Annotated in this window: 10 protein-coding genes and 1 tRNA gene; 7 read left to right on the top strand and 4 right to left on the bottom strand. The window is 66.6% G+C overall.

What is annotated here, in order from left to right:
• Positions 1 to 29: 29 nt before the first annotated feature.
• A tRNA-Gln gene (locus tag N3C64_RS08465) sits at positions 30 to 104 on the bottom strand.
• A gap of 98 nt (positions 105 to 202) precedes the next feature.
• Between N3C64_RS08465 and N3C64_RS08460 the strand changes: the two genes are divergently transcribed.
• Positions 203 to 1,393, top strand: coding sequence for a BaiN/RdsA family NAD(P)/FAD-dependent oxidoreductase (locus N3C64_RS08460; protein ID WP_260013912.1), 1,191 nt, complete (start codon positions 203 to 205; stop codon positions 1,391 to 1,393).
• Between the two features lie 12 nt (positions 1,394 to 1,405).
• On the opposite strand, the gene N3C64_RS08455 is transcribed toward N3C64_RS08460, so the two are convergent.
• Complete coding sequence (locus tag N3C64_RS08455; RefSeq protein ID WP_260013911.1) at positions 1,406 to 3,076, bottom strand: KpsE/RkpR family capsule polysaccharide export protein; 1,671 nt, start codon at positions 3,074 to 3,076, stop codon at positions 1,406 to 1,408.
• Entirely contained in the window at positions 3,060 to 3,713 is a 654-nt protein-coding gene (locus tag N3C64_RS08450) for an ABC transporter ATP-binding protein (RefSeq protein ID WP_260013910.1), read from the bottom strand. Before N3C64_RS08450 ends, N3C64_RS08455 begins: the two co-directional genes overlap by 17 nt.
• Positions 3,714 to 3,871: 158 nt before the next feature.
• On the opposite strand from N3C64_RS08450, the gene N3C64_RS08445 reads away from it, so the two are divergent.
• From N3C64_RS08445 to N3C64_RS08425, 5 genes are all read left to right on the top strand, one after another.
• A complete protein-coding gene (locus tag N3C64_RS08445) occupies positions 3,872 to 4,447 on the top strand; it encodes a uracil-DNA glycosylase family protein (RefSeq protein ID WP_260014196.1) in 576 nt (191 codons plus the stop codon).
• Complete coding sequence (locus N3C64_RS08440) at positions 4,444 to 5,241, top strand: SseB family protein (protein WP_260013909.1); 798 nt, start codon at positions 4,444 to 4,446, stop codon at positions 5,239 to 5,241. The genes N3C64_RS08445 and N3C64_RS08440 overlap by 4 nt, the downstream gene beginning before the upstream one ends.
• Before the next feature lie 195 nt (positions 5,242 to 5,436).
• A complete protein-coding gene (locus N3C64_RS08435; protein WP_260013908.1) occupies positions 5,437 to 6,024 on the top strand; it encodes an ImuA family protein in 588 nt (195 codons plus the stop codon).
• A complete protein-coding gene (locus N3C64_RS08430) occupies positions 5,939 to 7,420 on the top strand; it encodes a Y-family DNA polymerase (protein WP_260013907.1) in 1,482 nt (493 codons plus the stop codon). The genes N3C64_RS08435 and N3C64_RS08430 overlap by 86 nt, the downstream gene beginning before the upstream one ends.
• Positions 7,417 to 10,722 carry an error-prone DNA polymerase gene (locus tag N3C64_RS08425; protein WP_260013901.1) on the top strand — a complete coding sequence of 1,102 codons (3,306 nt, stop codon included), beginning with the start codon at positions 7,417 to 7,419 and terminating at the stop codon, positions 10,720 to 10,722. The genes N3C64_RS08430 and N3C64_RS08425 overlap by 4 nt, the downstream gene beginning before the upstream one ends.
• A gap of 171 nt (positions 10,723 to 10,893) precedes the next feature.
• On the opposite strand, the gene N3C64_RS08420 is transcribed toward N3C64_RS08425, so the two are convergent.
• On the bottom strand, positions 10,894 to 11,316 hold the full coding sequence (locus N3C64_RS08420; protein WP_218630911.1) for a DUF1489 family protein: 423 nt from the start codon (positions 11,314 to 11,316) through the stop codon (positions 10,894 to 10,896).
• Between the two features lie 124 nt (positions 11,317 to 11,440).
• Here N3C64_RS08420 and N3C64_RS08415 point away from each other — a divergent pair, with 124 nt between their 5' ends.
• Positions 11,441 to 13,705, top strand: a complete 2,265-nt coding sequence (locus N3C64_RS08415) for an adenosylcobalamin-dependent ribonucleoside-diphosphate reductase (RefSeq protein ID WP_260014194.1) — start codon at positions 11,441 to 11,443, stop codon at positions 13,703 to 13,705.
• Positions 13,706 to 14,033 lie beyond the last annotated feature (328 nt).

Here is a 14,033-nt window from a genome sequence, read left to right as displayed (position 1 = left end):
CCGGCCGGTGCGGCAGAGACAGGGGTCGGTGGCTGGGGCGGTAGGATTCGAACCTACGGTGCGCGGTACCAAAAACCGGTGCCTTACCACTTGGCTACGCCCCAACGTGGGGCGGTGTTTAGCCAAGGCCGTCGGGGGCCGCAAGAGGAAAAATCGACAAATCCGATTGCAGCGGGGAACCGTGCAGAGATATGGGCTGAACATGGAAAACTGGGATGTCATCATATTGGGCGCGGGCGCCGCGGGTTTGTTCTGCGCAGGCGAGGCGGTGCGGCGTGGCCGACGGGTTCTGGTGCTCGATCATGCGGCCAACCCCGGCGAAAAGATTCGGATCTCGGGCGGTGGGCGGTGCAACTTCACCAACCGCGATCTGACACGCCAGAACGCCCCCGAACGCTTCCTGTCCGAGAATCAACGCTTTGCGCTTTCCGCGCTGAGCCGCTTCACCGCAGCCGATTTCATCGCCCGGATCGATCGCGCCGGGATCGCCTGGCACGAAAAGCACCGCGGCCAGCTGTTTTGCGACGGCAAGGCCACGCAGGTCATCCGGCTGCTGCTATCCGACCTGACGGCCGGGTCCGGCGAGCTTCGTCTGGATTGCGCCGTCGAAGCGGTTCGGCGCGAGGGCGATGGCTTCGAGGTTGCAACCTCGCTCGGCCCGGTGCGGGCGGCGCATGTCGTGGTCGCAACGGGTGGCAAATCCATCCCAAAGATGGGCGCCACCGGCATCGGCTATCGCATCGCCGAAAGCTTCGGCCTGCGACTGACCGAGACGCGCCCGGCCCTTGTGCCGCTCACCTTCGCCGAGCAGGATCTGGCGCGCACCGCGCCCATGGCCGGCATTGCCCTGCCCGCCCGCGTCCGCCACGGACGCACGAGCTTTGACGAGGATCTGCTGTTCACGCACCGCGGCCTCTCCGGTCCCGCGATCCTGCAAATCTCCAGCTACTGGCGTGAGGGCGATACGCTGAACCTTGATCTGTTCCCCGGACGCAACCTTGCGCAGGAACTGGCGGAAATACGCTCCACGGGCGGCCGCGTGGCGCTGCACAACGCGCTCGCACGGCTGATCCCGGAAAAGCTCGCGGCCTATGCAGTTGCCGAAACGGGCCTGTCGGGGCGGCTGGCGGATCAGAACAACCGCACGCTCGAACGCCTTGCCGACCAGCTGCACAAATGGGAGGTGCGCCCGGTCGGCTCGGAAGGCTACCGCACCGCCGAGGTCACCTTGGGTGGCGTCTCGACCGCCGGTCTGGATGCCAAGACGATGGAGGCCCGCGCGGTGCCGGGGCTCTACTTCATCGGCGAGGTTGTGGACGTGACCGGCTGGCTTGGCGGCTACAACTTCCAATGGGCCTGGTCTTCGGGTTGGGCGGCCGGACAGGTCGTCTGACCGCCCGACGCCTCAGCTTGAAACCTGCTCGCGCAGCACGGCCACGGTCAGCGACAGCATCAGGTAGATGCCCGAAAAGATCAGGAAGGCCACGAGCGTATTCTCGAAGGCGCGTGGATAGGTGGGCTCATCGGGCGCAACAGGGCGCACACCCATCTCAAGGTAGCGTACCTGCTTGTTCGCCTCGGTCCGCGCGCCTTCCATCTGCTGTGCGGCGGTCGAAAGCATCAGCTGGCGCGTTTGCAACTCGGCCTCGGCGATGCGCAGTTGCCCCGTCACGACGGCCAGCGACTCGACCCCTCCGGTGGTTTCAGTCAGCTGCGCGCGCAGATCCACGATCCGCCGCTCAAGCCGGTCGATATCGCCCTTCACACCCTCGACGCGGGCCTGGTTCGGGCTGGGGTTGTCCAGCAGCTGATCCAGCTCCAGCCGCTTGGCCTGCAACTGCCCCTCGAAGGTCGCGACCTGCCCCATCACGCGCCCGGCTTCGGAGACCGGATCCAGGATGCCGACCCGCTCTTGCAGCGTCAGCACCTTTTCCTGCGCGGCGAGCACCTTGGCCTCGGCATCGGCATAGCCTTCCAGCGCGCCTTTCATCTGGTCGTCGCGCAGCCGCGAGGTCAGCGTATCCACCTGCTCCTCGGCGAAGGAAATCAGCGCCTCCGAGAACTGCCGCGATACATCGGGATCGGCAGCGATCACTTCAAGGTTCACGATCCCCTCGGTCGGGTCGTAGCCGATCTTCACGTTGCGCTGGTAAACCTTGTAGGCCTGTTCATTCGTCGCATCGGGGTCTAGCCGTTGCAGCGCATCGATCGAGGGCTGCGAGAAATGCTGCTTGAAGCCGAACTCTTCATCAAGCCGCAGCATCGCGTCGCGCGATTGCAGATATGCCTGCACCGTCACCGAATCCTGGCTAGAGCCAAGCTGAACGCCCGACAGCAGCCCGCCGAAACGGGAACCGCCGCCCATTCCGTCGGCCTTCTGAATGATGAAGGCGCTTTTCGTAGCATAGAGCGGGGTGGCGACACGGAAGTAATACCAGCCCGCCAGCAGCGTTGGCAGCAGCACAAAGAAGGCGAGTCGGACGGCCAGCAGCACTAGCCGGCGCTGGCGGCGACGGGCAATATCGCGTTGAAGTCGGATGATCGCACGGGCGCGCTGCGCCTCCCCCAGCACCTCGTTCGAGGGCGGCGGTGGCTGTTTCGGCGCCACGCTTGGCACCGACATGCGTCCCAGAACCATCTTCGCAAGGCTGCGCCCGCCGCCCGAGGGCACGATATCCCCCTTGGCCTCTGCGGGCTTGCCGGGCAACACCCGATCCATAAAGCCCGCGCGATCGAACGGGTCGATGCCGCGGCGGCGCAACTGTCGTACCGCATCGAAATCCGAGCCCGCCGCGATCCCGTGCTTCTGCGCCGTGCGGCGCGCAAGGCGCAACTGGCGCCCGGTCAGCCCCTCGGCCTCGATCGCCGCAATTTCATCGCCGGGCGAGACATCGGCCGGCGCCGGCGCGGCGGGCTTGACCGGGGCTATATCCATATCCCCAAAGCCGTCGTCTTGCGGCTCGAACAGCTTGGCCGGGTCGGCACCCGGTTGCAGCCCCGGCGGCAAGGTAGCCTCGGCCTGCGGCTGCGCTTTGCGGCGAATGCGGTATTTCTCGGCCTTAGGATTGGTAGTCATACATCCGCTTCGCTTCTTCCAGTGTATCGAACATATACAGCCGCCCGTCGCGCAGCACCGCCGCCGAGCGGCAGAATTTCTCAAGTGTCGACGGCTGGTGCGAGACGATGATCACCGTCGCCTCTTTCAGTCGGTCCTTCAGGATCGAGCCTGCCTTGCGATTGAACTCGACATCGGTGGTGCCGGGCATCCCCTCGTCGATCAGATAGATGTCAAACTCAAGCGCCAGAAGCAGCGCGAAGGTAAAGCGCGAGCGCATCCCCGCGCTGTAGGTGTTCATCGGCCGGTCGAAATATTCCTCCAGCCCGCAGACCCATCGGCAGAAGGCCTCGACATAATCGGGATCGAGACCATAGAGCCGCGCGATGAACCGCGCGTTCTCGCGCGCGGAATGTTTGGCGTTCACGCCCCCCATGAAGCCAAGCGGAAACGAGACCCGGCAGGTCTTGCGGATCGTGCCCTCATCGGGCTTCTCAAGCCCTGCCATCATGTTGATGATCGTGGTCTTTCCGGTCCCGTTCGGGGCAAGGATGCCAAGACTGTTGCCCAGTTCCACGCGAAAGCTGGCGCGATCAAGGATCACCTTGCGCTGTTTGCCCGTCCAGAAGGACTTGCTGACGCTGTCGAACTCGATCATCGCTTCCTGTCTCGTGCCGTCATCGGCCGCCCTGCCTGGTCATAGCGCAAGGCATTTAACAAATTCACCACCTGACACGACCGGCGTCGCCTTGTCGGCTGGCGAAAGCTATATACATCGAACGATCCTGTTTTGCCTCACGAAACGAAGAGGTCAACCTGAGCCTTACGGAAGACATCCGCGCCTGCCGCCTCTGTGCCACAGATTTCGGGGCGACCGCCACGGCGCACGCGCCGCGCCCGGTGGTCTGGTTTCGCCCCGGCGCGCGCATCCTGATCGCCGGTCAGGCGCCCGGAGCGCGGGTCCATGCCTCGGGGCGGCCCTTCACCGATCCCTCGGGCGATCGGCTGCGCAACTGGATGGGCGTGGATGAGGCGACATTCTACGATCTCGACCGCATCGCCATCGTGCCGATGGCCTTCTGCTTTCCGGGCTATGACGCGAAAGGCGCCGACCTGCCACCACCGCCGCGCTGTGCCCGGACCTGGCGCGAGCGGATCATGGCAGAGATTGGCACCCCCGCGCTGACGCTGCTGGTCGGCGGCGCGGCACAGCGCTGGCACCTGGGCGCGCGCAATGTCACCCAGACCGTCGCGGGCTGGCAAAACCACGCCCCGCGCGTCTTTCCCTTGCCTCATCCGTCCTGGCGCAATACGGCATGGCTCAAACGCAATCCCTGGTTCGAGGCCGAGCTGATCCCGGCCCTGCGCGACCGGGTGAAGGAGGCCCTATGACACCCTATGATCGCGCCCATGCCGCCATGGAAGCCGACCCCGAGAACGAGGCCCTGCGTCTGGCCGTCTATGACCGTCTGGCCGATGCCGAGCTTTTCCTGCTGCTCGAATCCGAACCCGAGGACGAAGACATCACCCCCCAGGTTTTCGAGACCGAGGATGGCGATTTCGTGCTGGCCTTCGACCTTGAGGAACGTCTGGCCGAATTCACCGGTGCACCCGTGCCCTATGCCGCGCTTCCGGGCCGCGTGATCGCGCAGCATCTGGTCGGCGAGGGGATCGGCCTCGGGATCAACCTTGGCGTCGCTGAATCGGCCATGCTGCTGCCCCCCGAGGCGCTCGAATGGCTGACCGATACGCTGACCCATACCCCCGTCCAGACCGATGCGCGCCCGGCCTCGTTCGAGGCCCCGGCCCTGCCCCCCGCAATCCTCGGCCTGCTGCTCCCCGCTTTCGAGGCCAAGTTCGCGCAGCTCGCGGGCATTGCCTCACATGCGCTTCTGGGCGGCGTGCAATACGATGACGGCCGCCGTGGCCATGTGCTGGCCTTCCTCGGGGCCCCCGAACCTGCGCGGGCGGGAATCGCGAAAGCGATGGCCGAGGCGCTCGCCTTTTCGGGCCTCGATGCAGGCGAGCTGGATGTGACCTTCCTGGACGAGGCAGACCCCGCAGCCCAGGTTCTCCTCGAAAAGGCGCTGGTCCTCCACCTGCCTGAACCGGTGCAAGAGGAAGTTCAGGAACTCAAGCCCGTCGCCCCGGGGATGGACCCGAGCAAACCGCCCATCCTGCGCTGACCCCGTTCAACGTGGCGCAAATATCCCACGGGGGTCTGGGGGTGTGAAACCCCCAGCCTGCGGAATAGAGCGCCCCCCTCGGCGCGCCCGGCGAACGTCTGAAAGCAAGTGGTCGCTTCGGCGGCGAAAGCACATCCGTTCGGGCCCGCGGTAAGGGCCATTTGAAATGACACGGCATTACGGTAGATTTCAGGAATGTCGTTTCACCCGCTTCCCTCCTTTCCCCTGCGCGCCGGCCGCGTGCATGAGGCCTGTGGCCCCGCCGCCACGGGCTTTGCCGCGATTGCTGCGGTCATGACAGGCATGCCCATGCTTTGGGTGCACGAGGCCTGGCAGGCGGACAACCTGCACCCGGTGGGCTTTCTGTCCTTCATGGATCCGTCGGATCTTTTGCTGACCCGCACGGGAAGCCAGACCGACAGCCTTGCCGTAGCCGAAGAGGCGCTCAAGGATGGCGCGCTGCCCTTTGTCGTGATCGAGGTCACCCGCCCGCTGAACCTGCGCGAGGGGCGGCGGCTGCAACTGGCGGCGCAGGCGGGGGGCGCGACCGGGCTTTGCCTGATCCCCGAGGGCATGGGCTCGAACGCGGCGGAAACGCGCTGGCACGCCGCGCCGGTCTTCGATCCGCAAGACGAGGACTCGACTCTGATGCGGTGGGAAATTATTAAGAACAAAGCGGGAACACTTGGGGCCTGGCATGTTCGATGGAATCGGGAAACGCGTCGTTTGCATGTGGTTTCCCCGGCTGGCCTCCGACCGGGTTCTGCGGACACGCCCGATTGAGGCGCCCTTTGCGCTGACGCTGAGGCAAAGCAATACCGAGCGCATCCATTGCCTCAACGCCCGCGCCGAGGCCCTGGGCCTGCACCGCGCCATGAGTCTGGCCGATGCCCGCGCCTTCTGCCCCGACCTGGTCAGCCGCCCCGCCGAACCCGGGCGCGATGCGCGCTTCCTGCTGGCACTGGGGCGTTGGGCGCGACGCTATTGCCCCTGGGTCGGGCGCGAGGGGGCGGACGGGCTGGTGCTGGACGTGACCGGATCGACCCATCTGTGGGGGGGCGAAGAGGCCATGCTGGAGGATATGCGGGCGCGCATCGCGCGGGCCGGGCTGGAGCTGCGGCTGGGGCTGGCCGATACGCGCGGCGCGGCCTGGGCGCTGGCGCATTTCGGCACGGGCATCGCCCCGGCGGGCCAGACGCGGCGCGCGCTCGCCCCGCTGCCGGTCGCGGCGCTGCGGCTGGACGAGGCGATCTGCACCGGCCTGCAACGGCTTGGCCTGCGCACCGTCGCGGATCTCTGCACCACCCCGCGCGCGCCCCTTGCGCGCCGCTTCGGCCCGGCGCTTCTGGCGCGGCTCGATCAGGCCCTGGGCGATGTGGCCGAGGCGATCTCGCCCGAGGCCGACCCGCCGCATTTCGGCCTGCGCCTGACCTTCCCCGACCCAATCGGCCTTGTGTCGGACGTGATGGCCGCGACCGCCCGGCTGCTTGAGCCGCTCTGCGCCCGGCTCAAGGCGCAGGGGGTGGGCGCACGCCGGCTGGAGCTGACCCTGCGCCGCGTCGATCAGGGCAGCCAGCAGGTCGAACTGCGCCTGGCCGCGGCAATGCGCGATGCCGCGCGCATCCTGCCGCTGTTCGAACGCGGCGTGGCCGAGGTGGACGCGGGTTTCGGCATCGACCAGATCCGGCTGGAGGCAACGCTTGTCGAGCCGCTGCCCGTCGAACAGATCGGCGCGATACAGGCGCGGGGTGCCCCCGACCGGCTGGCCGACCTGATCACCCGCATCGGCACCCGCATCGGGCTTGAGAACGTGCAACGATACCTGCCCGCCGACAGCCACATCCCCGAGCGCAGCTTCCTGATCGCCCCGGCGGCCTACAGCACCCCCGAGGGCGGCTGGTGCAGCCCCCGCCCCCGCCCGCTGCGCCTGTTCCCGCCCGAGGCCATCGCAGGCTCGGGCCCGCAGCCGCCCGAGCGGTTCCGCTGGCGCCGCATGTCATTCGCCACCGCACGCGCCACCGGGCCGGAACGCATCGCCCCGGAATGGTGGCTTGAGGACGACAACTGGCGCTCGGGTATGCGCGATTACTGGCGGGTCGAGACCCGGCAGGGCCGCCGCCTGTGGCTGTTCTACACGCCGCAAGACCCCGGCTGGTTCGTGCAGGGGGAATTCGCATGAGCTACGCCGAGCTGTGCGTCACCTCGAATTTCACCTTTCTGACCGGGGCCTCGCACCCCGAGGAACTGGTGCTGCGCGCCGCCGAACTGGGGCTTGAGGCGATCGCCATCACCGACCGCAACTCGCTGGCGGGGGTGGTGCGGGCCTATAGCGCGTTGCGGGCGCTGGGGAAAGAACGGGCGGCGCTGCGTATCCGCTCGACCCACCGGATCGACCCCTGTTCGCGCCAGGAGGTCGGGCAGCCACAGGATCTGGCCTACCCCGAGGACGTGCGCCTGCCCCGGCTGATCGTCGGCGCGCGGCTTGTGCTGCGCGACTGCCCGGTCGAGTGGATCGCGCTGCCCACCGACCGCGACGCCTATCACCGGCTGTCCCGGCTGCTGACACTGGGCAAGCGCCGCGCCGAAAAGGCCGAATGCCACCTCGATCTGGCCGATCTGGCCGAGGGATGTCTGGGGATGATCCTGATCGCTCTGCCGCCACCTGATCTGAACGCGGCCCGCGCCCCACTCCGGCTTTTGGGCCGACGCTATCCCGGCCATGTCTTCCTGGGGGCCGCGCCGCGCTATGACGGCTCGGATCAGGCCTGGTTCGATGCCTGCGCGGCGCTGGCGCTGCGGGCCTCGGCGCCGATGGTGGCTGTGGGCGACGTGCTGATGCATCGCGCCGCGCGGCGCCAGCTGGCCGATGTGCTGACCTGCCTGCGCGAGGGCATCACCATCGACGCTATCGGCACCCGCGCCCTGCCCAATGCCGAGCGCCGCCTGAAGGGCCTGCCCGACATGGCGCGGCTTTATCGCAACCACCCCGCCGCCGTGCGCCGCACGCTGGAAATCGCCGCACGGTGCAGCTTCGATCTGTCCGAACTCAGCTACGAATACCCCGATGAGATCGCGGATGGCGAAACCCCGCAGGCGCGGCTGATCCGGCTGGCGCAAGAGGGGCTGCGCCGCCGCTATCCCGACGGCCCCTCAGAGCGCGTCCAGACCCTGATGGCCAAGGAACTGGGTCTGGTGGGAGAGCTGGGCTACGCCGCCTATTTCCTGACCGTGCATGACATCGTCTCCGAGGCCCGTGCGCGCGGCATCCTGTGCCAGGGGCGCGGCTCGGCCGCCAATTCGATCCTGTGCTACCTGCTCGGCATCACCGATGTCTCGCCCGACATGATCGGCATGGTGTTCGAGCGCTTCATCTCGCGCCATCGCGGCGAGCCGCCCGATATCGACGTCGATTTCGAGCATGAGCGCCGCGAAGAGGTGATCCAGTGGATCTATGAGAAATACGGGCGCCACCGGGCGGGGCTTTGCGCCACCGTGATCCATTTCCGCTCGCGCGCGGCGATTCGCGAGGTGGGCAAGGTCATGGGGCTCAGCCTCGATGTGACCGCCGCGCTGTCGGGCCAGATCTGGGGCATGTCGAACGGCGGCGCCGACCCCGAGCGGATCCGCGAGCTGGGGCTGGACCCGCGCGACCGGCGCCTTGCCCAGACCATCCGCCTGATCAGCGAGATCATCGGCTTTCCCCGCCATCTCAGCCAGCATGTCGGCGGGTTCATCATCACCCGTGGCAGGCTTGATGAGCTGTGCCCGATCGAGAATGCCGCGATGGAGGGCCGCACCGTCATCGAATGGGACAAGGACGACATCGACGCGCTTGGCATTCTCAAGGTCGATATCCTCTCGCTCGGGATGCTCAGCTGCATCCGCAAGTCGCTTGACCTGCTAGGCGCGTATGAGGGGGTGGACCATAGGCTCGACACCATCCCGCAAGAGGATGCGGCCACCTACCGGATGCTGCAAAGGGCCGATGCCGTGGGGGTGTTCCAGGTCGAAAGCCGGGCGCAGATGAATTTCCTGCCGCGAATGAAGCCCGCGACCTTCTACGATCTGGTGATCGAGGTGGCCATCGTCCGCCCCGGCCCGATTCAGGGCGGCATGGTCAAGCCCTATATCCGCCGCCGCCAGGGGCTGGAGCGCCCCGAGCCTTTCGGCCCGGCGCTGGAGCAGGTGACCGCCAAGACATTGGGGGTGCCGCTGTTTCAGGAACAGGCGATGCAGATCGCCGTGGTCGGCGCGGGCTATTCCGCCGAAGAGGCCGACCAGCTGCGCCGCTCGCTGGCCTCGTTCCGGCGCATGGGCACCATCGGCCAGCACCGCGAGCGGTTCATCCACGGGATGCTGCGCAACGGCTACAGCCAGGAGATCGCCGCGCAGTGCTTTTCCCAGATCGAGGGTTTCGCCGATTACGGCTTTCCCGAAAGCCACGCGGCGGCCTTCGCCATGCTGACCTATGTGTCGTCCTGGCTCAAATGCCATCACCCGGCGATCTTCGCCTGCGCGCTGCTGAACTCGCAGCCGATGGGCTTCTACGCCCCCGCCCAGATCGTGCGCGATGCGCGCGAGCACGGGGTCGAGCTGCGCCCGGTCTGCGTGAACCGCAGCACCTGGGACAACCGGCTGGAGCGCCGCGCCGACGGGGCGCTGGCGCTGCGGCTGGGGTTTCGCCAGATCAAGGGCTTTCGCGAAGAGGACGCGGGCTGGATCGTGGCGGCGCGGGGCAACGGCTATCCCGATCCCGAAAGCCTCTGGCTGCGGGCGGGCATCCAGCCCCCCACACTGGAGCACCTGGCCGAGGCGGATGCCTTCGCGGGCATGGGGCTTGGGCGGCGCGACGCGCTTTGGCAGGTGCGGGCGATCCGCGCGCCCCGGCCGCTGCCGCTGTTCTCGGACCCGCTCGACGGCGAGGGGCTGCGCGAACCCGCGGTCAGCCTGCCCGCCATGCATCTGGGCGAGGAGGTGGTCGAAGATTACCTTGCTATGCGCCTGACACTGCGCGCCCACCCGATGGAGCTTTTGCGCCCCGCCATCCCCGGCCTGACGCCGCATGACCGCCTGCCCGCGGCGCCGCTCAAACGCACCACCGTCTGCGGGCTTGTCATCACCCGGCAGCGGCCGGGGACGGCCTCGGGCGTGATCTTCCTGACGCTTGAGGATGAAACCGGCGTGTCCAATATCGTCGTCTGGCCCAAAGTCTATGAACGCTATCGCCGCGTCGTCATGGGCGGTCGGCTCTTGCGCGTGACCGGGCGGCTGGAGCGCGAGGGGATCGTCGTGCATCTGATCGCCGATCAGATCGAGGATCTGTCGCATCGGCTGGCGGAACTGGGCCACCCGATGGATGAGGTGATCGGCATCACCCAGCCCCAGGCCGACGACGCCCCGCGCCCACCGCGCTACCCCGCCCGCGCAAGACACCCACGCGAGCAGGCCAAGCGGCTGTTCCCCAGCCGCGATTTTCACTGACGTTTGGGGCGGCCGATCGGCGCGTCGCACCCGGGCAGCCGTATGGTCGCGATAACCCCGAAAACCGGCCTCGCACCCTTTACCTCGCGGGTGAAGGGGGCGCTGCCCCCGCCGAGGCGATGCCTCGGCTCCCCCGGGATATTTGTGCCACATTGAAAGGGCCGGGCGGCCTTATCGCAGGCCGATTTCAGCCAGCGCAGCTTGTAGTTCACGCGGCAGGGCATCTTCGCGCGCGCGGCCCTTGGCCAGATCGCGCGGCGCATCCTCGGCCTTCAGATAGCGCCAGCCCTGGAAGGGGCGGCGTGGCAAGGCCTCGGTGCGCACGATGTCACGCTCGAGCATGATTGCGCAGCGCGCGATACCGTCTTCGCCGAGCCGCTCTTCGAGTCCGATGATCCGTTGCCGCGCGAGCACTACCCCTTTGAAAACCCAATAGAGCGAGCCGCCGCGCAGGATCTCGTCGGCGCGCTTGGGCCACATGCGCGTGACATGGCAGGCGGGGCCGTCGCCATAGCGGCTTTGCTGCCACTCGATCAGGTCTTCGACCTTCTCGGCGCCGACGCAAAGTTTGATCAGATGTACAAGATCGGCCATGCGCCCCCCTAACCCATCCCAATATAGAGGGCATCAAGGTGACGTCAAAGCGTTGACCCGCAGAAATGCTCACCGTATGGTGAACGCCCTTTTTCCTGCCATGACCGACCCAGAGGACCACCGGATGAGCCGTTTTGCCGCCCCTATCGCCGAACAGATCTGGGACATGAAATACCGCCTGAAAGACGCAGACGGTGCGCCCGTGGATCAGACGGTGGAGGATACCTGGCGGCGCATCGCCCGCGCGCTGGCCGAGGTCGAGAAGGACCCCGCGATTTGGGAAGAGCGGTTCTACGGCGCGCTTGAGGATTTCAAATACCTGCCCGCCGGGCGGATCACCGCAGGCGCCGGAACGGGCCGCGCGGTGACGCTGTTCAACTGCTTCGTCATGGGCACGATTCCGGATTCGATGGCGGGCATCTTCGACATGCTCAAGGAAGCTGCGCTGACAATGCAGCAGGGCGGCGGCATCGGCTATGACTTCTCGACGATCCGTCCGCGCGGCGCGGCGGTCAAGGGCGTGGCGGCTGATGCCTCGGGGCCGCTGTCGTTCATGGATGTGTGGGACGCGATGTGCCGCACCATCATGTCGGCCGGCTCGCGCCGCGGCGCTATGATGGCCACGATGCGCTGCGACCACCCCGACATCGAGCAATTCATCACCGCCAAGCAGGATTCGGCCCGGCTGCGGATGTTCAACCTCTCGGTCCTTGTCACCGATGCCTTCATGGAGGCTGTGAAGGCCGATGGCTCGTGGGATCTGACCTTCGGCGGGCGCATCTATCACACGGTGCCCGCGCGCGATCTGTGGAACAAGATCATGCGTGCGACCTATGATTTCGCCGAACCGGGCGTGATCTTCATCGACCGCATCAACCAGATGAACAACCTGAACTACGTCGAGGCGATCGCGGCCACCAACCCCTGCGGCGAGCAGCCGCTGCCGCCCTATGGCGCCTGCCTGCTCGGTTCAATCAACCTTGCCACGCTGGTCACCAACCCCTTCGAGGCGAATGCCGAGATGGATCCGGCCAAGCTCGACACTCTCGTGCGCCTTGCCGTGCGGATGATGGATAACGTGGTCGATGCCTCGCGCTTCCCGCTGCCCCAGCAGGCCCAAGAGGCCGCCAACAAGCGCCGCATCGGCCTTGGCGTTACCGGCCTCGCCGATGCACTTTTGATGCTTGGGCTGCGCTATGGCTCGGACGAGGCGGCGGCGCAGACCGAAGCCTGGATGAAGGCGATTGCGCGGGCCTCCTATCTCGCCTCGGTCGATCTGGCCAAGGAAAAGGGCCCCTTCCCGCTGTTCGACGCCGAGAAATACCTCGCCTCGGGCAATATGATGCAGATGGATGACGATGTGCGCGCGGCGATCCGCAAGCACGGCATCCGCAACGCGCTGCTCACCTCGATCGCGCCGACGGGGACGATCTCGCTTTACGCGGGCAACGTGTCCTCGGGGATCGAGCCGGTGTTCGCCTATGCCTACAAGCGCAAGGTTCTGCAAAAGGACGGCTCGCGGACCGAGGAAGAGGTGGTCGATTACGCCGTGCAGATGTGGCGCGACAAGTATGGCGACAAGCCGCTGCCCGAGTATTTCGTGAACGCGCAGACGCTGGCGCCGCTGGCCCATGTGAAAATGCAGGCGGCCGCACAGAAATGGATCGACTCGTCGATCTCGAAGACGATCAACTGCCCCGAGGATATCTCGTTCGACGCCTTCAAGGACGTCTACATGGCGGCCTGGGATCAGGGCTGCAAGGGCTGCACCACCTACCGCCCGAACGATGTGACCGGCTCGGTGCTGAGCGTGTCGGAAAGCTCGGAGAAGGCGCCCGAGGCCGACAAGGGCGCCGAGGTCGTCTACCTGACCGAACCGCTCGACCGCCCCGCGGCGCTTGAGGGCGCGACCTACAAGCTCAAGTGGCCGGGGTCCGAGCACGCGATCTACATCACCGTGAATGACATCATCCAGGCTGGCCACCGCCGCCCGTTCGAGGTGTTCATCAACTCCAAGAACATGGAGCATTACGCCTGGACTGTGGCGCTCACCCGCATGGTCTCGGCCGTGTTCCGCCGTGGCGGCGATGTGAGCTTCGTGGTCGAGGAGCTGAAAGCCGTGTTCGACCCGCGCGGCGGCGCCTGGATCCAGGGGCAGTACATCCCCTCGATCCTCGCGGCCATCGGCGGGGTGATCGAGCGCCACCTGATCTCGATCGGCTTCATCGAGGGCGAGGGCATGGGCCTCAAGGCCGACCCCAAGGCTGAGGCGATGGTGGTGGGCGAGGCCCCGCGCGGCGCCGCCTGCCCCAGCTGCGGCTCCTACGCGATGCGCAAGGTCGAAGGCTGCATGACCTGCGCCGACTGCGGCCACAGTAAGTGCGGCTGATCGGCGGCGTTACTGACGCGTGACACAGCATGAAACCACCGGGGCTCTCCTCGGTGGTTTTTTATGCGCAGAGCACGCGGTGGGATCCGAGTTGATCGTGCGGCTGCACGCCAAGAACCCGCAATCCCATCCAGCGGTCAAGGCTCGAGCGAACCGCAACATCGACCAACCCAGACTGGGGCGACATCTATTTTCGGGAAGAATAATGGTGCCCGGAGGCTCCCTCTGTATTGGGTTATGTTCCCGTTACAGGCATCGCATCAGCTCCAAGCCTCAGCAAACACAGGGATAATCGCAGAGTGGAGTTGGGGTCAACAGGTGTCGCGTG

Origin of the sequence: Sedimentimonas flavescens, assembly GCF_025154035.1 — a bacterium.
In the GTDB taxonomy this organism is placed as follows: domain Bacteria; phylum Pseudomonadota; class Alphaproteobacteria; order Rhodobacterales; family Rhodobacteraceae; genus Rhodobacter; species Rhodobacter flavescens.
This window is presented reverse-complemented; position numbering and strand designations above follow the sequence as displayed.

Excerpts from the sequence above, each read along its gene's own strand:
- N3C64_RS08415 (WP_260014194.1), top strand. The coding sequence starts at position 11,441 with ATGAGCCGTTTTGCCGCCCCTATCGCCGAACAGATCTGGGACATGAAA.
- N3C64_RS08450 (WP_260013910.1), bottom strand. The coding sequence starts at position 3,713 with ATGATCGAGTTCGACAGCGTCAGCAAGTCCTTCTGGACGGGCAAACAG.
- N3C64_RS08435 (WP_260013908.1), top strand. The coding sequence starts at position 5,437 with ATGTCGTTTCACCCGCTTCCCTCCTTTCCCCTGCGCGCCGGCCGCGTG.
- N3C64_RS08430 (WP_260013907.1), top strand. The coding sequence starts at position 5,939 with ATGTTCGATGGAATCGGGAAACGCGTCGTTTGCATGTGGTTTCCCCGG.
- N3C64_RS08455 (WP_260013911.1), bottom strand. The coding sequence starts at position 3,076 with ATGACTACCAATCCTAAGGCCGAGAAATACCGCATTCGCCGCAAAGCG.
- N3C64_RS08440 (WP_260013909.1), top strand. The coding sequence starts at position 4,444 with ATGACACCCTATGATCGCGCCCATGCCGCCATGGAAGCCGACCCCGAG.
- N3C64_RS08460 (WP_260013912.1), top strand. The coding sequence starts at position 203 with ATGGAAAACTGGGATGTCATCATATTGGGCGCGGGCGCCGCGGGTTTG.
- N3C64_RS08425 (WP_260013901.1), top strand. The coding sequence starts at position 7,417 with ATGAGCTACGCCGAGCTGTGCGTCACCTCGAATTTCACCTTTCTGACC.
- N3C64_RS08420 (WP_218630911.1), bottom strand. The coding sequence starts at position 11,316 with ATGGCCGATCTTGTACATCTGATCAAACTTTGCGTCGGCGCCGAGAAG.